20 protein-coding genes and 1 pseudogene are annotated in these 22,323 nt (G+C 67.0%); 15 read left to right on the top strand and 6 right to left on the bottom strand.

Annotation, left to right across the window (positions count from 1 at the left end):
- The first annotated feature begins 31 nt into the window (after positions 1–31).
- The 3 genes from AB4099_RS16145 (at position 32) to AB4099_RS16135 (ending at position 2,053) form a co-directional block, all read left to right on the top strand.
- On the top strand, positions 32–898 hold the full coding sequence (locus AB4099_RS16145) for an ABC transporter permease (RefSeq protein WP_441478956.1): 867 nt from the start codon (positions 32–34) through the stop codon (positions 896–898).
- The gene (locus AB4099_RS16140; protein ID WP_441478790.1) at positions 895–1,683 is read left to right on the top strand and encodes an ABC transporter permease; all 789 of its coding nucleotides are present in this window, start codon (positions 895–897) and stop codon (positions 1,681–1,683) included. Before AB4099_RS16145 ends, AB4099_RS16140 begins: the two co-directional genes overlap by 4 nt.
- Before the next feature lie 100 nt (positions 1,684–1,783).
- Entirely contained in the window at positions 1,784–2,053 is a 270-nt protein-coding gene (locus AB4099_RS16135; RefSeq protein ID WP_441478789.1) for a hypothetical protein, read from the top strand.
- A 44-nt stretch (positions 2,054–2,097) separates the two neighbouring features.
- On the opposite strand, the gene scpA is transcribed toward AB4099_RS16135, so the two are convergent.
- The 4 genes from scpA to AB4099_RS16115 all read right to left on the bottom strand — a co-directional run bounded on the left by scpA (position 2,098) and on the right by AB4099_RS16115 (position 7,654).
- A complete protein-coding gene (gene scpA, locus AB4099_RS16130; protein WP_113514611.1) occupies positions 2,098–4,266 on the bottom strand; it encodes a methylmalonyl-CoA mutase in 2,169 nt (722 codons plus the stop codon).
- Positions 4,263–5,087: a bifunctional hydroxymethylpyrimidine kinase/phosphomethylpyrimidine kinase gene (gene thiD / locus AB4099_RS16125; RefSeq protein ID WP_441478788.1), complete on the bottom strand. Its 825-nt coding sequence runs from the start codon at positions 5,085–5,087 to the stop codon at positions 4,263–4,265. The genes scpA and thiD overlap by 4 nt, the downstream gene beginning before the upstream one ends.
- Before the next feature lie 16 nt (positions 5,088–5,103).
- Positions 5,104–7,098, bottom strand: coding sequence for a methylmalonyl-CoA mutase family protein (locus AB4099_RS16120; RefSeq protein ID WP_441478787.1), 1,995 nt, complete (start codon positions 7,096–7,098; stop codon positions 5,104–5,106).
- Positions 7,099–7,267: 169 nt separating this feature from the next.
- Positions 7,268–7,654: a DUF2267 domain-containing protein gene (locus AB4099_RS16115; RefSeq protein ID WP_113514613.1), complete on the bottom strand. Its 387-nt coding sequence runs from the start codon at positions 7,652–7,654 to the stop codon at positions 7,268–7,270.
- Positions 7,655–7,804: 150 nt separating this feature from the next.
- Here AB4099_RS16115 and AB4099_RS16110 point away from each other — a divergent pair, with 150 nt between their 5' ends.
- From AB4099_RS16110 to AB4099_RS16100, 3 genes are all read left to right on the top strand, one after another.
- Positions 7,805–9,346: a helicase HerA-like domain-containing protein gene (locus AB4099_RS16110; protein ID WP_441478786.1), complete on the top strand. Its 1,542-nt coding sequence runs from the start codon at positions 7,805–7,807 to the stop codon at positions 9,344–9,346.
- A gap of 115 nt (positions 9,347–9,461) precedes the next feature.
- Positions 9,462–10,844 (top strand): dipeptidase, encoded by a 1,383-nt coding sequence (locus tag AB4099_RS16105; RefSeq protein WP_441478955.1) that lies wholly within the window; start codon positions 9,462–9,464, stop codon positions 10,842–10,844.
- The gene (locus tag AB4099_RS16100) at positions 10,841–11,422 is read left to right on the top strand and encodes an LOG family protein (RefSeq protein WP_113514619.1); all 582 of its coding nucleotides are present in this window, start codon (positions 10,841–10,843) and stop codon (positions 11,420–11,422) included. The genes AB4099_RS16105 and AB4099_RS16100 overlap by 4 nt, the downstream gene beginning before the upstream one ends.
- A 161-nt stretch (positions 11,423–11,583) precedes the next feature.
- On the opposite strand, the gene AB4099_RS16095 is transcribed toward AB4099_RS16100, so the two are convergent.
- Both AB4099_RS16095 and AB4099_RS16090 read right to left on the bottom strand, forming a co-directional pair.
- On the bottom strand, positions 11,584–12,426 hold the full coding sequence (locus AB4099_RS16095; RefSeq protein WP_441478785.1) for a S1 family peptidase: 843 nt from the start codon (positions 12,424–12,426) through the stop codon (positions 11,584–11,586).
- Positions 12,427–12,489: 63 nt separating this feature from the next.
- Positions 12,490–13,269, bottom strand: a complete 780-nt coding sequence (locus AB4099_RS16090) for a S1 family peptidase (protein ID WP_441478784.1) — start codon at positions 13,267–13,269, stop codon at positions 12,490–12,492.
- Between the two features lie 340 nt (positions 13,270–13,609).
- Here AB4099_RS16090 and AB4099_RS16085 point away from each other — a divergent pair, with 340 nt between their 5' ends.
- The 9 genes and pseudogenes from AB4099_RS16085 (at position 13,610) to AB4099_RS16045 (ending at position 22,304) form a co-directional block, all read left to right on the top strand.
- Positions 13,610–13,930 carry a PepSY domain-containing protein gene (locus AB4099_RS16085; RefSeq protein ID WP_069877267.1) on the top strand — a complete coding sequence of 107 codons (321 nt, stop codon included), beginning with the start codon at positions 13,610–13,612 and terminating at the stop codon, positions 13,928–13,930.
- A gap of 59 nt (positions 13,931–13,989) precedes the next feature.
- Entirely contained in the window at positions 13,990–14,658 is a 669-nt protein-coding gene (locus AB4099_RS16080; RefSeq protein ID WP_043241156.1) for a response regulator transcription factor, read from the top strand.
- Between the two features lie 9 nt (positions 14,659–14,667).
- The gene (locus tag AB4099_RS16075) at positions 14,668–16,038 is read left to right on the top strand and encodes an ATP-binding protein (RefSeq protein WP_113514623.1); all 1,371 of its coding nucleotides are present in this window, start codon (positions 14,668–14,670) and stop codon (positions 16,036–16,038) included.
- A gap of 71 nt (positions 16,039–16,109) precedes the next feature.
- Complete coding sequence (gene ccmI, locus AB4099_RS16070; protein ID WP_441478783.1) at positions 16,110–17,213, top strand: c-type cytochrome biogenesis protein CcmI; 1,104 nt, start codon at positions 16,110–16,112, stop codon at positions 17,211–17,213.
- A gap of 41 nt (positions 17,214–17,254) precedes the next feature.
- Entirely contained in the window at positions 17,255–17,716 is a 462-nt protein-coding gene (ccmE, locus tag AB4099_RS16065) for a cytochrome c maturation protein CcmE (RefSeq protein WP_441478954.1), read from the top strand.
- 7 nt (positions 17,717–17,723) lie between these two features.
- On the top strand, positions 17,724–19,700 hold the full coding sequence (locus tag AB4099_RS16060) for a heme lyase CcmF/NrfE family subunit (RefSeq protein ID WP_441478782.1): 1,977 nt from the start codon (positions 17,724–17,726) through the stop codon (positions 19,698–19,700).
- Positions 19,701–19,704: 4 nt separating this feature from the next.
- The gene (locus AB4099_RS16055) at positions 19,705–20,175 is read left to right on the top strand and encodes a cytochrome c-type biogenesis protein (RefSeq protein WP_441478781.1); all 471 of its coding nucleotides are present in this window, start codon (positions 19,705–19,707) and stop codon (positions 20,173–20,175) included.
- A gap of 123 nt (positions 20,176–20,298) precedes the next feature.
- Positions 20,299–21,489, top strand: a pseudogene (locus tag AB4099_RS16050) (trypsin-like peptidase domain-containing protein); the annotation flags it as partial.
- Positions 21,490–21,620: 131 nt separating this feature from the next.
- Positions 21,621–22,304 (top strand): winged helix-turn-helix domain-containing protein, encoded by a 684-nt coding sequence (locus AB4099_RS16045; RefSeq protein ID WP_113514633.1) that lies wholly within the window; start codon positions 21,621–21,623, stop codon positions 22,302–22,304.
- Positions 22,305–22,323: the final 19 nt, after the last annotated feature.

The following is a 22,323-nucleotide window of genomic DNA, read 5'->3' as shown; positions in this document are numbered from 1 at the left end:
GGGGAATGCTCCCACGCGCCGGCTTGGCCGCCTGGTCGTGGCCGTGCCCTATCTCTGGCTGCTGCTGTTCTTCTTGGCGCCCTTTGCGATCGTCCTGCGCATGGCGTTCTCGGACGCCGCGACCGATCTGCCGCCCTATGCGCCGCATTTCCAGGGCTTCTCCCAGCTCGGCGAGTTCATTGCCGCGCTCGATCTCGAGAATTTCAGGCTCCTTGGCGACGACCCGCTCTACTGGCAGAGCTATCTCTACTCCCTACGCATCGCCGCGCTGACGACGCTGATCGCGCTCGCGATCGGCTATCCCCTGGCCTATGCGATGGCGAGCGCGCCGAGGCGCTGGCAGAGCCTGCTGCTGGTGCTGGTCATCCTGCCGTTCTGGACCTCCTTCCTGATCCGCGTCTACGCCTGGATCGGGATCCTGCGGCCAGAGGGGCTGCTCGACATGGTGCTGGCGGGCACGGGTGTGACGAGCGAGCCGCTGCGGCTGCTCAACACGGAAGCCGCCGTGCTGATCGGCATGGTCTATTCCTATCTGCCCTTCATGGTACTGCCGCTCTTCGCGACGCTGCAGAAGCTCGATCGCTCGCTGCTGGAGGCTGCCGCCGATCTCGGTGCCCCGGCATGGACCGCCTTCGCGACTGTGACGCTGCCTTTGTCCATCCCCGGCATCCTGGCGGGTTCGGCGCTTGTCTTCATTCCGGCGGTCGGCGAGTTCGTCATTCCCGATCTGCTCGGCGGCCCCGATACCGTGATGATCGGCAAGGTGCTCTGGAGCGAATTCTTCTCGAACCGCGACTGGCCCCTTGCCTCTGCCGTCGCGGTCGTCCTGCTGTTCGTGCTGGTCGCGCCGCTCGCCTTGCTGCAGCGGGCGCGCCTGACGCGGGGAGGGGCGGCATGAAGCGGCTCGGTCCCGGTTTGATCATGGCGCTGGTGGCGGGCTTCGCCTTTCTCTATCTGCCGATCCTCGCGCTCATCGCCTATTCCTTCAACGCCTCCCGGCTGGTGACGGTCTGGGGCGGGTTCTCGACGCATTGGTATGGCGCGCTGATGGCAAACCAGCCTTTGCTGGACGCCGCTTGGCTCAGTATCCGCCTCGCCTTCGTCTCGGCGTCGGTCGCGACCGCGCTCGGGACATTGGCTGCGCTGGCGCTCGCACGCTATGGCGCCTTTCGTGGTCGCACCCTGTTCGCGGGCATGGTGCTGGCGCCGCTGGTGATGCCGGAGGTGATCACCGGCCTGTCGCTGCTGCTGCTGTTCGTTTCGGCACAGGTGGAGCGCGGCTTCTGGACCGTCACGATCGCCCACGCCACTTTCAGCCTCGGCTTCGCCTGCATTGTCGTGCAGTCGCGGCTCGCCGGCTTCGACCGCTCGCTGGAGGAAGCGGCGCGCGATCTCGGCGCCACTCCAATCGTCACCTTCTGGACCGTGACCCTGCCGCTGATCTGGCCGGCGGTCGCCGCCGCCTGGATGCTCGCCTTCACGCTCTCGCTCGACGATCTCGTGATCGCGAGCTTCACGACGGGGCCAGGCGCGACGACCCTGCCGATGCGGCTCTATTCGGCGGTCAGGCTGGGCGTCTCGCCAGAGATCAATGCGGCCTGCACGATCATGATCGGTGCCGTCGCTCTCGTCGTCATCGCGGCTTCTCTGCTCCTGAAGCGCGATCAATTGGCCGGCGCTTGAACGGCTGGTGAATGGCCCCCTCAAGGGCCGTTCAGACGGAACCTGCGAATGTCCGTGTCAGGCAAGGGGATCGCCCGGGCCGCCACACAGGATCAGGACCATGTTCCGCAAACTCGCCTCAGCCGGCCTCGCGACCTTCATCATCGGCGCTGCGACCCTGGGCGCGGCAAGCCTCGCGGGGACGGGCTCCGCCGCAGCCTTTGACGGCCGTTGGGATCGCTCTCAGGAGCGCCCGGCCTATGGCTGGCGCCCGGCCCCGCCCGCGTTCCACGGCTATTGGGGACAGCGTCAGTGGCGCCGCTTCGGCGAGGACGACCGGCGCTTTGTCCGCCCCCGTCACTACGAGAGCTATGGCTACGGCTGGCGTTGATATCCTGTAGGCGCGGGCGCGGCTCTTCCAGCCGCGCCCGTCTGCTATTCCGCGGCGGTGCGCTGGCTGTAGCCCAGCCGCTGGTTGAGTTCCTCGAGCAGCTTCTCGGCCGCGTCGGCGATCACGGTCCCCGGCGGGAAGATCGCGCTTGCACCGGCTTCGATCAGCGCCTCGAAATCCTGGGGCGGGATCACGCCGCCAACGACGATCATGATGTCGGGCCGGCCGGCCTTGCCCAGCGCCGCCTTCAGTTCCGGCACCAGCGTCAGATGCCCCGCCGCCAGCGAGGAGACGCCGACGATATGGACATCGTTCTCCACGGCCTGCCGCGCCGCCTCGTCCGGCGTCGCGAAAAGCGGTCCGATATCGACGTCGAAGCCGAGATCGGCGAAGGCCGACGCGATCACCTTCTGACCGCGGTCATGCCCGTCCTGGCCCATCTTGGCGACGAGGATGCGCGGCCGGCGACCATCGGCCTCCTCGAAGGCTTCAGTCATCATCTGCACGCGCGTCACCGCCGGATTCTCCATGCCGACCTCCCGCTTGTAGACGCCGGAGATCGACTTGATCTCGGCCCGGTGCCGCCCGAAGACCGTCTCCATCGCCATGGAAATCTCGCCGACCGTCGCCTTGGCGCGGGCCGCCTTGACCGCGAGATCGAGCAGATTGGCGTCGCCGGCGGCGCCATGGGTGAGGGCGGTCAGTGCGGCTTGCGTCTCGGCCTCGTTGCGCTCTTCCTTGAGGCGGCGGAGCTTGTCGAGCTGCTGGGTGCGAACCGAGGCATTATCGACCTTGAGCACGTCGATCGAGGCCTCGTTCTCCGGCTTGAAGATATTGACCCCGATGATCGCCTGCTGCTTGCCGTCGATGCGTGCCTGGGTCTTGGCGGCCGCTTCCTCGATGCGCAGCTTCGGGATGCCGGCCTCGATCGCCTTGGCCATGCCGCCGAGCGCCTCGACCTCCTGGATATGCGCCCAGGCCTTGGCCGCGAGTTCGGCGGTGAGCCGCTCGACATAATAGGAGCCGCCCCAGGGATCGATGATCCGGCTCGTGCCGCTCTCCTGCTGCAGCAGGATCTGGGTGTTGCGGGCGATCCGGGCGGAAAAGTCGGTCGGCAGCGCCAGCGCTTCGTCGAGCGCATTGGTGTGGAGCGACTGGGTGTGGCCCTGCGTCGCGGCCATCGCTTCGATCATCGTGCGCGGCACATTGTTGAACACGTCCTGCGCGGTCAGGGACCAGCCGGAGGTCTGGCAATGCGTGCGCAGCGGCAGGGATTTCTCGTTCTGGGCGCCGAAATCCTTGACGAGCTTGGCCCAGATCAGCCTGGCCGCCCGCAGTTTCGCCACTTCCATGAAGAAGTTCATGCCGATGGCCCAGAAGAAGGAGAGCCGCGGCGCGAAGATATCGACGCCGAGACCGGCCCGCTGCCCGGCGCGCATATACTCGACGCCGTCGGCAAGCGTGTAGCCGAGCTCCAGGTCCTGCGTCGCGCCTGCCTCCTGCATGTGATAGCCGGAAATCGAGATCGAGTTGAATTTCGGCATGTTCGCCGAGGTATAGGCGAAGATGTCGCCGATGATCCGCATCGAGGGCGAGGGCGGGTAGATATAGGTGTTGCGGACCATGAACTCCTTGAGGATGTCGTTCTGGATGGTCCCCGAGAGCTTGGCCGCGGGCACGCCCTGTTCCTCGGCCGCGACGATATAGAGCGCGAGAACCGGCAGGACTGCGCCGTTCATCGTCATCGATACGCTCATCTGGTCGAGCGGGATGCCGGAGAACAGCGTGCGCATGTCGTAGATCGAGTCGATCGCGACGCCTGCCATGCCGACATCGCCGCCGACGCGCGGATGGTCGCTGTCATAACCGCGATGGGTCGCGAGATCGAAGGCGACCGACAGCCCCTTCTGCCCGGCGGCGAGATTGCGCCGATAGAAGGCGTTCGAATCCTCTGCGGTGGAGAAGCCGGCATATTGCCGGATCGTCCAGGGCTGGTTCACGTACATGGTCGGGTAGGGGCCGCGCAGATAGGGTGGCAGGCCCGGCAGGCTGTCGACGAAGCCAAGCCCGTCGCGGTCGGCAGCGGTATAGACGGGTTTGACCGGGATGCCCTCGGGCGTCAGCCAGGGCTCGGTTGCCGCAGCCGGGAGCGGGGTTGCTGCCGGGGCGCGATCGCCGAAGGCGAGCGTCGTGAAGTCCGGGATCGCGGTCATGGCTTTCTCCCGTCGGTCCTGTCCCACCAATGGTGGAAATGATGCACCGGTCCATGGCCATGGCCAACCGGAACCTGGTCGGCGGCGGCGATGGCTGCTGAGATATAGGTCTTTGCCTGGCCGACCGCTTCAGGCAGCGTCAATCCCTTGGCGAGCCCGGACGCGATCGCTGAGGACAGCGTGCAGCCGGTGCCGTGGGTATTGCGCGTCTCGTGGCGCGGCGCGCTGAAGCGCTGACGCTGGCCGCCCGCCAGGAGCAGCAGATCCGTGCTGGTCTCGCCGCTGCCATGCCCGCCCTTCAGCAGCACGTTCTCGGCGCCGAAGCCGATCAGCCTCTCGGCCTGTTCGTCGATCGCCGCTTCGCTTGTCGCCATCGTGGTGCCGAGCAGCGCCGCTGCTTCCGGCAGGTTGGGCGTGACCAGCGTCGCAAGCGGGAAGAGCAGACGCCGGATGGCCTCAACGGCCTTGTCTTCGAGCAGGCGAGCCCCTGACGCTGCGACCATGACCGGGTCGAGCACGATGTTGCGGGCCTTGTGCCGCACCAGGCCCGCGGCAACCGTCTCGATCAGTCCGGCCGTGGCGAGCATGCCGATCTTCACCGCTGCCACGTCGAGATCGGAAAAGACGGCGTCGATCTGCTGCGCGACGAAATCGGCCGGCACGGCGTGGATGGCAGTGACGCCGGTGGTGTTCTGTGCGGTCAGCGCGACGATGACGCTGGCGCCATAGACCTGATGGGCCGCAAAGGTCTTGAGATCGGCCTGAATCCCGGCGCCGCCGCTGGAATCGGAGCCGGCAATGGTGAGGGCGATGGGTGTCACGGCAATGCTCTCCGGATCAGGCAGCCGCGATCGCCTGCGCCTGTTCAAGCGCGGCGACGACATCGGCTCCCGCAAAAATGAACGAGGCCACGCCGGCCTGGTTCAACGCATGCTCCATTTCACCGGGCTTGCCGGCGAGCCAGATCGTCGCGCCCTGGGCACGGAGCGCCTCCGTGGCGGCAACCGCCTCGGCCGCATAGCCGGCATCCGAGCCGCAGAGGCAGGCGAGGCGCGCGCCCGAGGCCTGATAGGCCTCGACCAGTGCCGGAATGTCGGTCCCGCCATTGCTGGGGAAGCCATCATGGCCGGGAGCCGACAGGCCGCCAGCCTCGAACAGGTTCCGCGCGAAGCCGGCGCGCGCCGTGAAATCGGCAACAGGCCCCAGGGTCGCGAGGAAGACGGTCGGGCGCTTGCCGCGCTCCCGCGCCAGCACATCCGCCTTGTCGCGCAGGGTCTCGAAAGCCTCCGCAAGCCGCACCGAGGGCAGGGCTTCGACCTTCAGCCCATCCTGTTCGGGAGCCGTTGCGGCGTCAGCGCGCGTCGCACCCGTTGCAAGCTGGCCGATCAAGGCCGCCTGGTTCTGATCGGCCGCCCTGATCGAGGATGGCGAGGATCGGGTCCGCTTGACCGGCGCGATGTCGAGGACGCTGACCGGAGCCTCCGCGAGATTCGGGAATTCGCTGGTTCCCGTGATCGGCTCGCGGCGAGTCGCGATCGCCTTGGCGCGGATATCGCGCTGGCGGGCAAGACCCTGCTGGACATGTCCGTTCGCGAGTGCCGCGACGATGCCGGGCCGGCCGTCACTGGCTTCGCGCTCCAGATCCTGCATTTTGGTCCAGGCCTGCTCGCATAGCGCCTGGGTCAGTGCCTCGAAACCGCCGGCTCCAGCGGCGGGGTCGGCGACGCGCCAGAGATTGGCCTCCTCCAGCAGGACGAGCTGGGTATTGCGGGCGACGCGGCGGGCAAAGGCGTCGGGCAGGCCGAGCGCGGCGGTGAATGGCAGGACGGTGAGAGAGTCCGCCCCGCCTATGCCGGCCGAGAAGGTCGCGACCGTCGCACGCAGAAGATTGACCCAGGGGTCGCGCCGGGTCAGCGAGCGCCATGCCGTCTCGGCGTTCAGCACCATGGGCTTGGGATCAAGCCCGCAGGCCTGCTGTACGCGCTGCCAGAGCAGCCGCGCGGCGCGGAACTTCGCGATGGTCATGAACTCGTCGGTATCGGCGACGAGAACGAAGGATATGGCGTCGCGGGCCTGATCGAGGGGCATGCCGCCGGCTTCCAGCGCGCGCAGATAGGCAATCGCGGTTGCCATGACCGCGCCGAGTTCCTGCGCCTCGGTCGCGCCGGCCTCCTGATAGGGGCGCGCATCGGCCGTGACGAAGGGGCCCGCGAATCCGCGCGCCTTCAGGGCTTCGATGGTTTCGACGAGGCGGCGGCCGATCTCGGGCCAGGAGGCCGCGAAGACGCCCTGGCTCGCCAGGATGCCGACCGGGTCGAGCCCGAAGTCGATTGTCGTCGTCGCGGGGTCGATCTTGCGACGTTCGACAAGCGCGGCAAGCAGCAGCGCGTTGATGCGGCCGCCCGCCGCGGGGTCGATCCGCAAGTTGATCAGGTCGAGCATCACGCCGTCGAGCGCGGCATCCAGCGTGGCGACATCATCGGCGACAAGCCCATAGCCGCGGGCCGCGCGGGCGCCGGCAAAGCTGAGAACAAGCGAGTCCGCGCCGCCTTCGAGATCGGCCAGCGCCAGTTCGCGGGCCTCTGCGGGGGAGGGGTGGTCGACCCGCGTGCTGACATGCCAGCGTCCGGCTTGTGATCGTGCCGGCCGTGCCTGCGGGTTGGCTGCTGCATAGAGCGGCTCGATCCGGATGCCGTCGGCCGTCCGCCGGACGAGGCGTTTCTCGAAATCGGCACCCTTCAGAACCTTGTCGACGGCCGCGCGCCACTGCGCCTGGTCGGGCAGCGGAAAGGCTTCCATGAAGGGCAGATCGGATGTCGAGGCCGAGTTCATGCGCGCCGGTCTCCCTGCTTGCGGCATGCTGCAATTGCGAATGCGTGATGCCACGTGCGCAGACGCACCGCCATCCCTACTTCGTCCAACGCCGCGTGCGCAAACCCCCGATCGAATCGAAAACGCCGCCCGTTGCCGGGCGGCGCTCGATCCTCAAGCCGAATAGGGATCAGACGAACTGGCCGAGTCCGGGAATCGCTCCGACGATCGCGCCCATCGCATCTTCGCCGGCCTTTTCGCGGCCGACCGCGAACATCTCCTTGGACACGCTCTGGATCTGGCCCATCGAGAGCCCGGCGCCCATCAGCTGCCCGCCAAGCGCCATGACACCGCCGCCACCGCCCATCAGGCCGCCGACCATGCCCATCAGGCCGCCTTTACCGCCATTGGCGGAATCGGCGAGCTCCTGTGCACCGGGGAGGGCGGACATCAATTGCTCGATCTCGGTGGCCGGGCCTTCCTTCTGCAGGAAGGCGAGGATGATGCCGATCGCCTTGCGGGCGAGACCTTCATCGAGACCGGAAGCCGCCACGATGCGGGAGATCAGTTCATCCATCGGTTTGTCCTCTTCAACGGGTCGGCCTGTGCCGCTTGGCGATAGTTTACATATTTACGATCTGAATCAAACAGGGTTCAGGCTTCCGCCGGTCGGCCCGTTTCGCTACACCCATCGCCTGACGCTTCGACAACAGCATAGGCGAATCTCATGGCGGATGACGGCACGATTCTGATCGGCAAGAGCTGGAAGCCCGAATCGCTCCTGCTCAAGCTTGCCAATCGTCATGGCCTGATTACCGGCGCAACCGGCACCGGCAAGACGGTGACATTGCAGGTTCTGGCCGAAGGCTTTGCGCGCCACGGCGTTCCCGTCTTTGCAGCCGACATCAAGGGCGACCTGTCCGGTGTTGCCGCGCCGGGCGATTCGAAGCCGCCCTTCCTCAAGCGCGCCGAGGAGATCGGCGTGACCTACCAGCCCGACCAGTTCACCACCGTATTCTGGGACGTGTTCGGCGAGCAGGGCCATCCTGTCCGCGCCACCATCTCGGAAATGGGGCCGCTGCTGCTCTCGCGCCTGCTTGATCTGAACGACACGCAGGAAGGGGTGCTCAACATCGCCTTCCGCATCGCCGACGAGCAGAAGCTCCTGCTGCTCGACCTCAAGGACCTGCGCGCGATCCTCTCCTTCATCGCCGAGAACGCGCAGTCGCTGACGACGAAATACGGCAATGTCACCGCGCAGTCGGTCGGGACGATCCAGCGCTCCTTGCTGGTGCTGGAAAACCAGAAGGGCGATCTGTTCTTCGGCGAGCCGGCGCTCGACATCAACGACCTGATGCGGACCGACCGCGACGGGCGCGGCGTCATCAACATGCTTGCCGCCGACAAGCTGATGGCCAATCCGCGGCTCTATGCCACCTTCCTGCTCTGGCTGCTCTCGGAGCTGTTCGAGCAGCTGCCGGAGGTCGGCGATCTCGACAAGCCGAAGCTGGTGTTCTTCTTCGACGAGGCTCACCTGCTCTTCAACGGCGCGCCGAAGGCCCTGCTGACCGCCGTCGAGCAGGTCGTCAGGCTGATCCGCTCGAAGGGCGTCGGCGTCTATTTCGTCACGCAGAACCCGCTCGATATCCCGGACACGGTTCTGGCCCAGCTCGGCAACCGCGTGCAGCACGCGCTTCGCGCCTTCACGCCGCGCGATCAGAAGGCGGTCAAGGCGGCCGCCGAAACCTTCCGCCAGAACCCCAAGTTCAAGACCGAGGACGCGATCACCCAGCTTGCGGTCGGCGAGGCGCTGACCTCGACGCTGGAGGGCAAGGGCACGCCGACCATGGTCGAGCGCACGCTGATCGCCCCGCCCATGGCACAGGTCGGCCCGGTTTCTCCGCAGGTACGCGCCCAGTGCATGCGCGATTCCGGCTTTGCCGGGAAATACGACACCATGATCGACCGCGAGTCGGCCTATGAGGAGCTGATGAAGCGCAAGGGCCTGAACGCCGATGGCTCGCCGGTCGAGGCGTCGACTGGCGGCGGCGGCATCATGGATACGATCGGTGGCTGGCTTGGCGATGCCGTCGGCAATGGCGAGCGTCCGAAGACCGGTCCCGGCAGCCGTGGCGGGCGCCTTCCGCCAAGCATGACGGAGAAGATCATTACGTCGGCAGCCCGTTCGGCCGCCTCGACGATGGGGCGCCAGATCGGCTCGGCCATCCTGCGTGGAGTGCTCGGCTCGATGATGGGCGGGCGCAAATAGCTGGCGACGCGGGACAGCCATGCCGGCCGGCCTGCTGGCGCCGGCCCCGTGGCTTGTCATGATGATGCAACCTTTAATCCGCTCATGCCTTGAGCCCATTGTGAGATCGAGCGACATGCCCAAGCTTCCTGCGATTCTCTCCCGTCTCGATGCCGAACTGGATGCCTCGCTGGCCCGATTGGCGTCGTGGATCGCGATTCCCTCGATCGCCACCGATCCGGCCTATGCCGCCGATAGCCGCCGCGCCGCGGAATGGCTGAGGGACGATCTCGAATCGCTTGGCTTCAAGGCTTCGCTGCGCGAGACGCCCGGCCAGCCGATCGTCGTCGGGCATCGGCCCAAGCCGGGCGCGCCGCATGTGCTGTTCTATGGCCATTACGACGTCCAGCCGGTCGACCCGTTGAACCTGTGGGAGAGCGACCCGTTCAAGCCCGTAGTCAAGGAGATCGCGCCCGGCCGCAAGGTCATCACGGGGCGCGGGGCCTGTGACGACAAGGGCCAAGTGATGACCTTCATCGAGGCCTTGCGGGCGACGCTGAAGGAAACCGGCGATCTGCCGGTCGGCATCACCATCCTGGTGGAGGGCGAAGAGGAATCCGGCTCTCCCAATCTGCCGCCCTTCGTCGCGGCGCATGCCGAGGAGCTGAAGGCCGATGTCGCGCTGATCTGCGACACCGGCATGTGGGACCGGGAAACGCCGGCCATCACCGCCTCGCTGCGCGGGTTGGTCTATCAGGAGGTGACGATCACCTGCGCCGACCGCGACCTGCATTCGGGCCTGTTCGGTGGTGCCGCCGCCAATCCGATTCATGTGCTGTCGCGCATCGTCGCGGCGCTCCACGACGAGACCGGCCGCATCACCATTCCCGGCTTCTATGACGGTGTCGAGGAACCGACGGCCGAGCAGAAGGCGGATTGGCAGGCGCTCGGCCTGACCGAGGCGGAATTCCTCGGGGGGATCGGCCTCAAGCACTCGATCGGGGAGAACGGTCGGATGCTGATCGAGCAGATCCAGTCGCGCCCGACCTGCGACGTCAACGGCATCTGGGGCGGCTATATCGGCGACGGCACCAAGACGGTGATCGCGGCCAAGGCTTCGGCCAAGATCTCCTTCCGCCTCGTCGGCAAGCAGGATCCGCAGAAGATCGCGGCCGCCTTCCAGGCTTTCGTGCGGGCGCGACTGCCGGCGGATGTCACGGCCGAGTTCGTTGCGCACGGCGCCTCGCCGGCGATTGCCGTTCCCGTCGATTCGCCGGCCCTGCTCAAGGCGCAGGCCGCGCTGACCGAGGAATGGGGCCGCAAGGCGGTGACCATCGGCTCGGGCGGCTCGATCCCGGTCGCCGGGGACTTCAAGCGCACGCTCGGCATGGACACGCTGCTCGTCGGCTTCGGTCTCGATGATGACCGGGTCCACTCGCCGAACGAGAAATACGACCTGTCTTCCTTCCACAAGGGCCAGCGTTCCTGGGCCCGCATCCTGCAGGCGCTGGGCGCATGAAATCAGTTTGTATCTTTTGCGGCTCCAACCCGGGCAATGACGAGGTCTACGCCGCCGGCGCCCGGGCCATGGGCGCCGAGATCGCCAGGCGCGGGCTGACGCTCGTCTATGGCGGCGGTGCGGTCGGTCTCATGGGGACCGTTGCCAATGCGGCGCTCGCGGCTGGAGGCGAGGTCCACGGCATCATCCCGCGCGCGCTGCGCGAAAAGGAGATCGGCCATAACGGGCTGACCCGGCTCGAAGTGGTCGACACCATGCACACGCGCAAGGCGAGGATGGCCGAACTCTCGGATGGCTTCGTCGCGATGCCGGGCGGTATCGGCACCTTCGAGGAGATTTTCGAGATCTGGACCTGGGGCCAGCTCGGCATCCACACGAAACCGCTCGGTTTCCTGAATATCGGCGGCTTCTACGACCCGCTCGCGACCTTCCTCGACAACACGGTCGAGGCCGGCTTCCTGAAGCAGAACCACCGCGCCATGGCGATAACGGATACCGAGCCGGCGACCCTACTGGAAAGGATGGATCAATATGTTCCGTCCGCGACGTTCAAATGGGTGGAGAAGGAGGAGACCTGAGACCTCCTTCAACTGCTGCGCGTCCCGGCTCGCGCTGCCAATCCGGACGGACCTGTTCGGATCGCCGGGTCACCGCGACCCGATGGTTGCGAACTCCACGCGCGTCGAGCGGCTCTGCTGGCGCGGGCGACCGACACTCAATCTGAGCCGCCGGATCCGGCTCAGCGGCTGAACCACCAGCTATAGCTGGCGCGCGGCGCGACCGGAGCGTCCTGGCGCCCGCCTTCGCCAAGCGCGAGAAGCCGGCCGCTGGCCTCGGTGATCCAGGAGCGGTGCTCGCTGATCGGCGTAATGGCGGTGAAACCGCCGCAGATCCGCCTGACGCGCGAATTCAGCGGGCCGCTCGACCAGCTGACGATGCCGACCAGGTCCCGCGAGGCAGCCGAGCCGCGCAGGACGGGGCCGCCGGAATCGCCACGGCAGGCACCCGCGCCGGGTGTCTCGCCCAGCGCCTGCGTATCGACTGCGACCTTCACCGTGTTCGAGGTCGTGTAGTTTCCGGCGTTGACGAGCGGTGTCTCGCGCAGCCGCCGCGCGGTGCGCTTGTTGTTCTCGGACGAGAGGCCATAGCCAGCCATCGTCACGGTCTCACCCTGCCAGAGACCGCTGCCAAGCGAGAGCGGCTCGATATCGGCGGGAAGGGGAGAGGCCAGCCTGAGAACGGCGAGGTCGGTGCCGGGTTGGGTCCGTGGCGTGGTGCCGGGAACGAAGCTCGGATGCGGCAGGACCCCGATCACCGGGTGGCTGCGCTCGCGAAAGCGCGTGTCCAGGCTCACCACACGGACGGCCCCACCGCCCATCAGGCAGTGCGCCGCGGTCAGGACGAGTTCAGGAGCGATCGCCGCGCCGGAACAGAGCTCGCCGCGGCTGGTCTCGACCCTGACCGTCCAGGCGCGCGGCCCGTCGACCCCTCGCGAGGGAGCGCCACCGACGACGGCCGCCGCCGGGGAGGCAGCCGAGCAAAGCGCGGCGGCAAGGGCAAGGATCGGAGCACGAGACATCATGAAGCAACCGCCGGATTCACATTGCCACTCTATGGCCTGTTTCGAGCCAGTCCAGTGTTTCGATCAGCGACCGGTCGTCCAGGATGCGCTCTCGCCCCATTGCGACAAGGTGCGGTCGACCCAGTTTCGCTGCGGCGCGATGAGAACGCCCTGGCTGAGCAGGCCGCAACTCCTGCCCTTCGGGCCGGTGGACCAGCTCGTCACGGCAATGACGCCGTCACTGCCCTGCCAGATAGGGCCGCCGGAATCGCCCTGGCAGGCGCCGGCGCCGGGGCGGCTGCCCGCGCCAGCGGGATCTGCCGCCCAGAGCAGGATCTTGCCCGGGCCATAGGGCTCGACCGTCGTCAAGGCGGCAGAACGGTAGGTGCCGGTCGTGCGGGCCTCTCCCTCCCGGGAGACCCCATAGCCTGCGAGCGTTATCTCCGAACCGGCGCGTGGCAGGCCGCCGTCGATCAAGGCGGCGGGGGAGAAGCGCGAGGGCAGCGGTGCGGAGAGGCGCACGAGGGCGAGATCAATCGAGCGGCGCCGGGCCGTGATCGCCTTCGCGTCGAAGCCGGGATGGAAGGCAACCGCGGCAGGAGCGATCAGCACCGGTTCGCCGCTGCCGTCCTTCCAGTGGATACGCAGCTCGACGCCGCCATCGGCGCAATGGGCCGCGGTCAGGATCGTTCGCGGTGACAGGACGATCCCGGTGCAGACGCCGCCGCGCGCATTGAGAACCATCAGCGTCGACGCAGCCGAAGGACCGCCCTCACGCCCGCCGAGCACGGCCAGGGCAGGCGTTCCCGCCAGCATCGCGGCGAGTGCGAGCCCGCCAAGGCCAATCGAACCTCCGACGCGCATCGGATCTCCTCTCCTCGTGAGCTGGGAGCGATAGCGCGTCGAACCGCATAATTGAACCCGCAATCGCAGTCGCTGCGACAACCGGCACCTGAACTCTGGCTGCACCTGAGCCGGTCCAATTTGTTGGCCAGCCGGCGCCGCACCGCGGCCGACGCGGCGCGAGAATAGGGGATTTCTGGATCCGGTCGTCTGCAAACCGAGATTGAGATCGCCGATGCACAGCTCCGCGAGGTTGTGGGCAAAGGACAGGAATGGCGTGGACGGCTGGCGCTGCAGTGGCATATCCTGACGACACGCGAGCCGCCCATTCATGGCGTGTTCAGTTGCTCGGGATTAGCGAATGTCGATGATGCCCGTCGAAACGATCTTCGCCCTGACACTGCTTGCCCAGCCCCTCCCGATTGTCACGATCGACAGCCAGGAGCCTATCTCCTGCCTGTCGGCGGACGAGATGCGCGAGGCGGTGTCGGATGGGCGGGTGATCCAGCCGGCCCAGGCCTCCAGGCATGCGCGCAACGCCGCGCCGGGCGAGGTCGTCCGTATCAGACTGTGTCGCCAGGGCGATGATTTCGTCTATGTTGTAACAACGTTGAAGCGCGATGGTCGCGTGGCCCGTGTGACGCTCGAGGGCCAGTCCGGCAAGGTCTCAACCATTCGCTGAGCGGCAGCCTTCAGGCGAAGGCATCCGGCCCCGGGACATCAAGACAGGAGTGAGCCGACGTGAGACTGCTCGTCGTCGAGGACGACAAGGACCTCAATCGCCAGATCGTGACCGCGCTGGAGAATGCCGGCTATGCCGTCGACAAGGCGTTCGATGGCGAGGAGGGGCTCTATCTCGGAGAGACCGAACCCTATGATGCAGTGATCCTCGATCTCGGCCTGCCGAAGGTCGACGGCGTGACTGTGCTCCAGGGCTGGCGCCGGGCCGAGAAGACCATGCCGGTGCTAATCCTGACGGCGCGGGATCGCTGGAGCGACAAGGTATCGGGCTTCGATGCGGGCGCCGACGACTATGTCGTCAAGCCGTTCCATATCGAGGAGCTGCTGGCCCGCGTCCGGGCGCTGCTGCGCCGTGCGGCCGGCCATGCCACCTCGGAGCTGACCTGCGGCCCCGTCCGGCTCGACACACGCGCCAGCCGGGTCGTCGTCGACGGCAATCCGGTCAAGCTCACCTCGCACGAGTACCGGCTGCTTGCCTATCTGATGCATCATCAGGGGCGTGTCGTCTCGCGCACCGAGCTGGTCGAGCATCTCTACGATCAGGATTTCGACCGGGACTCCAACACCATCGAGGTTTTCGTCGGCCGTCTCCGAAAGAAGCTCGGCGTCGAGATCATCGAGACCGTCCGTGGGCTTGGCTACATCGCCGCCGCGCCTGCCAAGGTCTGACGACGGTCCATGCCGGGCAAATCGCATCGCTATTCGCTCGGCGCTCGCCTCTTCCTGTCGGCGGCAGTGTGCTGTGCGCTGGTGCTGGCGCTCGCCGGCTTCGGCCTGACGACATTCTACCGCCGCTCGGCCGAGCGCGGCTTCGACGAGCGGCTCAGCGTCTACATCAAGGAACTGGTCGCCGATCTCGCCGCGCCGCCGGAAACCGAACGCCAGGCGATCGGGGATCTCGGCGAGCCGCGTTTCGATCTGCCGCTATCTGGCTGGTACTGGCAGATCGTCCGGCTCGACGGTGAAAAGCCCGTGGTGCGCACCTCGCGCTCCCTCGTCGGCGGGCAGTTACCGAAGCTTCTCGACCAGCAGCTGACGCCGAACGCGCGGGGCCTGCGGGAGAGCTATGTCTCGGGTCCGGACGAGAGGGGCCTGCGCATCATCGAGCGCGAGATCGATGTCGGCGAGGATGGCCGCTTCATCGTCGGCGTCGCGGCCCCTGCCGACGAGATCGAAGGCGACATTCGTGATTTCCGCCTGGCGCTGACATTGACCTTCCTGCTGCTGGGGCTCGCACTCGTCGCCTCGACCCTGATCCAGGTTCGCTTCGGCCTGCGCCCCCTCGTCAGGCTTGGCACCGCGGTCGGCTCGGTGCGAACCGGCGAGGCGGCCCGGATCGCCGGAAAATATCCACCCGATCTTGCGCCGCTGGCCGGCGAACTCAATCAGCTCATCGACGCCAACCGCGAAATCCTGGAACGGGCCCGGACACAGGTCGGCAATCTCGCCCACGCCCTGAAGACCCCGCTCAGCGTGATGCTGAACGAAGCCGAGGCAAGCGACCCGCATCTGCCGCAGACGGTGCGGAACCAGGCGGCGATCATGCGCGACCAGGTGCAATATTATCTCGATCGCGCGCGGGCGGCCGCACTCTCCGGCGCGCTCGGCAGCGTCACCGAGGTTGCGCCCTCGCTCGATGCGCTGATCCGCACCTTCGCCAAGATCTCGCAGGGGCGCGACATTACCGGCACGCACCACGTCCCACCCCATGTCCGCTTTCGCGGCGAGCGGCAGGATCTGGAGGAAATGCTCGGCAACCTGCTCGACAATGCGTTCAAATGGGCGCGCTCGACGGTCGAGGTGAGCCTCGCTCCCGAAGCCGAAGAGGGGCGGATCGCGCTGCTGATCGATGATGATGGTCCCGGGTTGCCGTCCGAGGCCCTGCTCGACGTGCTCAAGCGCGGTCGCAGGCTCGATGAGACGACGCCGGGCTCCGGCCTCGGGCTCTCGATCGTGGTCGATCTCGCCAAGCTCTATGGCGGCGAGGTCACGCTCGAGCGCTCCCGCCTTGGTGGCCTGCGGGCACGCCTGCTGCTTCCTTCGGTTTGACGGTGCCGACGTGACCCTTTGTCGCCATCGGCAGACATGATACGGCGTCAGCGATTGGCTATGAACGCGACATGCTGATCTGGATCATCTTTGCAGCAATGACGGCGGCGGCGGTCTTCGCCTTGCTCTGGCCTCTTGGGCGCGGGGGCGCGAACGCGTTTGCCGAGGTCTCAGACGCAAAGAGCCTTTATCGCTCGCAGCTTGCCGAAATCGATCGTGATTTTGGCCGCGGCCTGATCGGCGGCACCGAGGCGGATGCCGCGCGTGCCGAGGCCGGGCGCAGGCTGCTGCGGGCGGCGGACGGGGAGGCTGTGCCCACGGGAGACAGCGAGCCTGCGCTGCGTCGGCGGCGTGCAGCCTCGGCGATCGCGCTGTCCTGCGTGCCGCTCTTTGCACTTCTGCTCTATGGCGCCCAAGGCTCGCCCGAGCAGCCGGATCAGCCCCTCTCGGCACGGCTAAAATCGGACCCCTCTCAGGATTTCGCGCTCGCGGTCAGCCGCATCGAGGCTCATCTGGCGGCGAACCCCGGAGACGCGCGGGGCTGGTCCGTCGTTGCGCCGGTCTATTTGCGCCAGGGTCGTTACGACGAGGCGGCGCGGGCCTTCGCGGCGGCACTGGAGCATGGCGGGGCCAATGCCGAATTGCTGGCCGGCCTTGGCGAGGCGCGTGCGCTTGCCGCAGGCGGCGTGGTGACGGCCGAAGCGCGCCAGCCGCTGACCGAAGCGGTCAAGCTCGACGGCGGCAATGCCCGGGCCCGTTTCTTCCTGGCGATCGCCAAGGAGCAGGACGGCGACAGCGCCGGCGCGATCGCGGATCTGCGCGCTCTGCTCGCCGATGCTCCGGCCGACGCGACCTGGGTCGGGACGGTGCGCCTACGCCTGGAGGGGCTGGAGGCCGCCCCGTCCACCGGCGCCTCGATCGCGGCCTTGCCGCCGGGCGAGCAGCAGCTTGCGATCCGGGGCATGGTCGATGGTCTTGCCGAGCGCCTCAAGATGGGCGGCGGCACCTTCGCCGAATGGACGCGACTGATCCGTTCGCAGGTCGTGCTGGGCGACAAGCCGGCCGCGCGAGAGGCGATCATCGCGGCCCGCCAGCGCTTCGCCGACGATGGTGCCGCGCTTGGCCAGCTTGATGCCCTGGCCGGAGAACTCGGATTGCGGGAGCCCGCGCCATGACCGCCACAGAACCGTCGCGGATCGTGGCGCCGCGCCGCGGGATGAGCCGCAAGCAACGTCGCCTTGCCCTGATCGGAGCGGCAGGTGCGGTCCTGTGCGTTGCCGCTGGCCTCGTGCTCTTCGCGATGCGCGATTCGATCGTCTTCTTCTACGGACCGACGGAAATCACCGAAAAGGGATTGCAGCCCGGCACGCGCATGCGGCTCGGCGGCCTCGTCGAGACGGGGTCCGTGTCTCGCGGGCCTGGCCAGCGCGTGACCTTCGCCATTACCGACAGCAAGACCACCGTCCAGGTGAGCTATGATGGACTCTTGCCGGATCTTTTCCGCGAAGGGCAGGGCGTCGTCACCGAAGGCGTGCTTGAGGTGGCAGGCCGGTTCCGTGCGGATTCGGTTCTGGCCAAGCATGACGAAACCTACATGCCACGCGAAGTCGCGGACGCACTGAAGAAGCAAGGCCATTGGCAGCCCGGCGACGCCGGTGCGCAGAAGCCGCAGCGGTGAGGGCAGGATGATCGTCGAGATCGGACATTTCGCGCTCGCGCTGGCGCTGGGTGTCGCCGTCGTCCAGGCGCTCGTCCCACTCTGGGGCGTCTCGCGGCGGGATGCGGCGCTGGCTTCGGTCGGCCCGGCCGCGGCGGTGACCTGTTTCCTGCTGGTCGCCTTCTCCTTCCTTGCGCTCGTCGTGTCCTATGTGCGCTCGGATTTCTCGGTCGAGAACGTCGTCGCCAATTCGCATTCGGCCCAGCCGCTGATCTACAAGGTGACGTCGACCTGGGGCAATCACGAAGGCTCCATGCTGCTCTGGGTGCTGATCCTGACGCTGTTTGGCGCACTGGTCGCCGTGTCGCGCCGGTCTCTGCCCACGCGTCTCAGGGCCGGCACACTGGCGGCGCAGGGTTTCGTCACGGTCGCCTTCCTGGCTTTCGTGCTGCTGACCTCGAACCCGTTCCGGCGGCTCGATCCGGCGCCGGGCGAAGGCCAGGACCTCAACCCGATCCTTCAGGATCTCGGCCTCGCGATCCACCCGCCGCTGCTCTATGTCGGCTATGTCGGCTTCTCCATCACCTATGCCTTCGCGGTCGCCGCCCTGATCGACGGGCGTATCGATGCCGTCTGGGCGCGCGCCGTCAGGCCGTGGACGCTGCTGGCCTGGGTCTTCCTGACGCTCGGCATCGCGATGGGGTCCTACTGGGCCTATTACGAGCTTGGCTGGGGCGGCTGGTGGTTCTGGGACCCGGTCGAGAACGCCTCGCTGATGCCCTGGCTGGCCGGAACGGCGCTGATCCACTCCACCGTGGTGATGGAGAAGCGCGATGCGCTGAAGGTCTGGACGATCCTGCTCGCGATCCTGACCTTCTCGCTCTCGCTGCTCGGCACCTTCATCGTCCGCTCCGGCGTCCTGACCTCGGTGCATTCCTTCGCCAGCGATCCCGGGCGAGGCCTCTTCATCCTTGCGATCCTGGTCTTCTTCGTCGGCGGCTCGCTGGCGCTTTTCGCCTGGCGTGCGCCGCTGCTGCGGCAGGGCGGCCTCTTCGCCCCGATCTCGCGGGAGGGCGCGCTGGTCGTGAACAATCTCTTCATCGCGACCGCCTGCGCGACCGTCTTCATCGGGACGCTCTATCCGCTGGTGCTGGAGATGCTGACCGGCGACAAGATTTCCGTTGGCCCCCCGTTCTTCAACGCCACCTTCGTACCCGTGGTCGTGCCTCTGCTGCTGCTGCTGCCGATCGGCCAGACGCTGGCCTGGAAGCGCGGTGATCTGCTCGGTGCGGCGCAACGCATGTCGGCGGCTCTCGTGCTCGCAATCGTCTCCGGGCTTGCAGTCGTCGCGATCATGCGCGGCGGCCCCGTCCTGGCGCCGCTAGGCATCGGGCTTGGCGTCTTCCTCATCGCAGGTTCGGCCTGGGATATCGGCGAGCGCGTGGTGCGGCGGGCGAGCGGCGCCTCCGCGATGCTGTCGCGCGCAATCGGCCTGCCGCGTTCCGCCTGGGGTACGGCCTTCGCCCATGCCGGCGTCGGCCTCAGCGTGATCGGTATCGCGGCTGCCGCATGGAGCGCGGAGGGGATCGGCGTGCTGAAGCCGGGCGAGAGCCTGACCAGCGGCCGCTATACCGTGGTCCTGGAGTCGGTCACGCCGCGCAAGGGCCCCAACTTTACCGAGGATGTGGCGCGCTTCCGCGTTTCTGCCGGCGACAGGCAGCTGAAACCCATCGAGGCGATGAAGCGGGTCTATACCGCCCGCGCCATGCCGACGACGGAGGCCGGCATTCGGACCGACGGCCTCAGCCAGGTCTATGTCAGCCTTGGCGAGCCGCAGGGCGGCGGAATTGCGGTCAGGGTCTATGACAAGCCGCTTATCCTGCTGATCTGGATTGGTGCTGTCGTCATGGCTTTCGGCGGAGCGCTTTCGCTGACCGACCGGCGCTTCCGTCTCGCCGTGCCGCGGCGTGCCGCGACGCGCGCCGTCATCCAGCCGGCGGAGTGAACGCATGCGCCGCGTCCTTGCCTTGCTGATGCTCGGCTTGCTCTGCGCCAGCCCGGCCAGGGCGGTGCAGCCTGACGAGGTCCTGCCGAACGTCACGCTCGAGCAGCGGGCGCGCCAGATTTCCGGTGGCCTGCGCTGCCTCGTCTGTCAGAACCAGTCGATCGACGATTCCGACGCGCCGCTGGCCCGCGACCTGCGCATTCTCGTGCGCGAGCGGCTGGTGGCCGGCGATACCGATGAGGCCGTGCGCGATTTCGTCGTCGCGCGTTACGGAAATTTCGTCCTGCTCAGTCCGCCCCTCAATATCCGCACGATTGCGTTGTGGGTCGCGCCGTTCCTGATCCTTGCCTTCGGTCTTGCCTATCTCGGCCGGAGAAGCCGGCTGATGCGGACCCCGGCCGGGCAGCAGACGAGACCCCTGAGCGAAGATGAACAGGCACGCGTCGACGCGCTGATCAGGCGGGACGGCAACTAAGGCATCGGCCCGCTCAACCTTACAAAAACGTCATCTCGGCGCGAAAACGGGGTAAGGCGCCACCCGTCATGGTCACGACACCAAGCAGGGAATACCCCTGCCGTCAGTCGCAGAGGTAAAACCATGACGACCCCCACCACTTCCAGGTCCATTCTCAAGCGCGGCGCCATGATCGCCGGTGCGGCCACGCTCGGCATCGGCCTTGCCGCTGGTCTCGCGGATGGCGCTCTCATGCAGAATCACAGCGCCTTTGCCCAGCCGATCCAGCTCTCCGGCGTCCAGACCCAGCTCCCGTCCTTTGCGGACATGGTCGATCACGTGAAGCCGGCTGTCGTTTCCGTTCGCGTCAAGACCAGCGTCGCTGCTGCCTCCGCCGAGGATGGCGAGAGCGGCATCGAAGGTCTGCCGCCCGGCCACCCGCTCGAGCGCTTCCTCCGCCGTTTCGGAGAAGAGGGCCAGGGCCAGGGCCCGCGCCAGGGCAAGCCGCAGCCGCGTCAGGGCATGTCGCAGGGTTCGGGCTTCTTCGTCAGCCAGGACGGCTATGTCGTGACCAATAACCACGTCGTCCAGAACGCGACAGAGGTCCAGCTCGTCACCGATTCCGGCAAGACGCTTGCGGCCAAGGTCATCGGCACCGATCCGCGGACCGATATCGCATTGCTGAAGGTCACCGAGGAGGGCAACTACCCCTTCGTCCAGCTCGCCAAGTCGAAGCCGCGGATCGGTGACTGGGTCTTGGCTGTCGGCAACCCCTTCGGCCTCGGCGGCACCGTGACCGCGGGCATCGTCTCGGCCCAGGGTCGCGATATCGGCTCTGGTCCCTATGACGACTTCCTGCAGATCGATGCGGCCGTGAACCGTGGCAACTCGGGTGGCCCGACCTTCAACCAGAAGGGTGAGGTCGTCGGCGTGAACACCGCGATTTACTCGCCGTCGGGCGGCAATGTCGGCATCGCCTTTGCCGTTCCCGCTGCCACCGTCGACAGCGTCGTCGCCTCGCTGAAGAAGGATGGCTCGGTGGCCCGTGGCTTCATCGGCGTCCAGATCCAGCCGGTCACCGCCGAAGTTGCCGATGCGATCGGCCTCAAGGAGCCGCGTGGCGCCCTGATCGCCGAGGCGCAGGCCAATGGCCCCGCCGCCAAGGCAGGCATCAAGCGTGGTGACACGATCATCGCCGTCAATGGCGAGAAGGTCGCCGACGCCCGCGATCTCTCCAAGAAGATTGCGGTCTTCGCCCCGGGCACCAAGACGACCCTGACCGTGTGGCGCGAAGGCAAGGAGCGCGAGGTCAGCTTCGAGGTCGGCCGTCAGCCGGCCGCCTAAACAAGGTTGGGCGGGCTTCCTGGCCTTCAGTCGCCCCTGCCAGGTAAACCAGCCTTAACGCGGCAGGCCGGATGTATTCATCCGGCCTGCCGTTTTTCAGTTTCCTGAGGTAACCTGCCGTCATGCGACTCCTAATCGTTGAAGACGACGCCGAAGCGGCGGCCTATCTCGTCAAGGCCTTTCGCGAGGCTGGGCATGTTGCCGATCATGCCGCCGACGGCCTGCAGGGCTATGCCATGGCGGAGGGGGGCGCCTATGACGTTCTGGTGGTCGATCGCATGCTGCCGCGGCTCGATGGCCTGTCGCTGATCCGTTCGCTCAGGGAGCAGAACGATGCGACGCCGGCCCTGATCCTGTCGGCGCTCGCGCAGGTCGATGACCGCGTCAAGGGCTTGCGTGCCGGCGGCGACGATTATCTGCCGAAGCCCTATGCCTTCTCCGAGCTGCTGGCGCGCGTCGAGGTGTTGTCGCGGCGGCGTGCGGCGCCGGCCTCGGAGCCGACGACCTATCGCGTCGGCGATCTCGTGCTCGACCGGCTGGCCCACCGGGTCACGCGCGGCGACAGCGAGATTCCGCTGCAGCCGCGCGAATTCCGCCTGCTCGAGTATTTGATGAAGCATGCCGGGCAGGTCGTGACGCGCACGATGCTGCTCGAAAATGTCTGGGACTATCATTTCGATCCACAGACCAACGTCATCGACGTGCATGTCTCGCGGTTGCGTTCGAAAGTCGACAAGGGCTTCGAGCATCCGATGATCCACACCATTCGCGGCGCGGGATACATGGTTCGTGACACGACCCGCTGACATCGTCTCGCCGGGCTCC

Origin of the sequence: Allobosea sp. 2KB_26, assembly GCF_052115715.1 — a bacterium.
In the GTDB taxonomy this organism is placed as follows: Bacteria; Pseudomonadota; Alphaproteobacteria; order Rhizobiales; family Beijerinckiaceae; genus Allobosea.
Note: the sequence above shows the minus strand (reverse complement) of the source record. Positions and strands in the feature narration are given on the sequence as shown.

Bases quoted from the DNA above. Each gene is read 5' to 3' on its own strand.
- AB4099_RS16140 (WP_441478790.1), top strand. From the start codon at position 895: ATGAAGCGGCTCGGTCCCGGTTTGATCATGGCGCTGGTGGCGGGCTTC.
- AB4099_RS16135 (WP_441478789.1), top strand. From the start codon at position 1,784: ATGTTCCGCAAACTCGCCTCAGCCGGCCTCGCGACCTTCATCATCGGC.
- scpA (WP_113514611.1), bottom strand. From the start codon at position 4,266: ATGACCGCGATCCCGGACTTCACGACGCTCGCCTTCGGCGATCGCGCC.
- AB4099_RS16120 (WP_441478787.1), bottom strand. From the start codon at position 7,098: ATGAACTCGGCCTCGACATCCGATCTGCCCTTCATGGAAGCCTTTCCG.
- AB4099_RS16115 (WP_113514613.1), bottom strand. From the start codon at position 7,654: ATGGATGAACTGATCTCCCGCATCGTGGCGGCTTCCGGTCTCGATGAA.
- AB4099_RS16110 (WP_441478786.1), top strand. From the start codon at position 7,805: ATGGCGGATGACGGCACGATTCTGATCGGCAAGAGCTGGAAGCCCGAA.
- AB4099_RS16105 (WP_441478955.1), top strand. From the start codon at position 9,462: ATGCCCAAGCTTCCTGCGATTCTCTCCCGTCTCGATGCCGAACTGGAT.
- AB4099_RS16100 (WP_113514619.1), top strand. From the start codon at position 10,841: ATGAAATCAGTTTGTATCTTTTGCGGCTCCAACCCGGGCAATGACGAG.
- AB4099_RS16095 (WP_441478785.1), bottom strand. From the start codon at position 12,426: ATGATGTCTCGTGCTCCGATCCTTGCCCTTGCCGCCGCGCTTTGCTCG.
- AB4099_RS16090 (WP_441478784.1), bottom strand. From the start codon at position 13,269: ATGCGCGTCGGAGGTTCGATTGGCCTTGGCGGGCTCGCACTCGCCGCG.
- AB4099_RS16085 (WP_069877267.1), top strand. From the start codon at position 13,610: ATGTCGATGATGCCCGTCGAAACGATCTTCGCCCTGACACTGCTTGCC.
- AB4099_RS16075 (WP_113514623.1), top strand. From the start codon at position 14,668: ATGCCGGGCAAATCGCATCGCTATTCGCTCGGCGCTCGCCTCTTCCTG.
- ccmI (WP_441478783.1), top strand. From the start codon at position 16,110: ATGCTGATCTGGATCATCTTTGCAGCAATGACGGCGGCGGCGGTCTTC.
- ccmE (WP_441478954.1), top strand. From the start codon at position 17,255: ATGAGCCGCAAGCAACGTCGCCTTGCCCTGATCGGAGCGGCAGGTGCG.
- AB4099_RS16060 (WP_441478782.1), top strand. From the start codon at position 17,724: ATGATCGTCGAGATCGGACATTTCGCGCTCGCGCTGGCGCTGGGTGTC.
- AB4099_RS16055 (WP_441478781.1), top strand. From the start codon at position 19,705: ATGCGCCGCGTCCTTGCCTTGCTGATGCTCGGCTTGCTCTGCGCCAGC.
- AB4099_RS16045 (WP_113514633.1), top strand. From the start codon at position 21,621: ATGCGACTCCTAATCGTTGAAGACGACGCCGAAGCGGCGGCCTATCTC.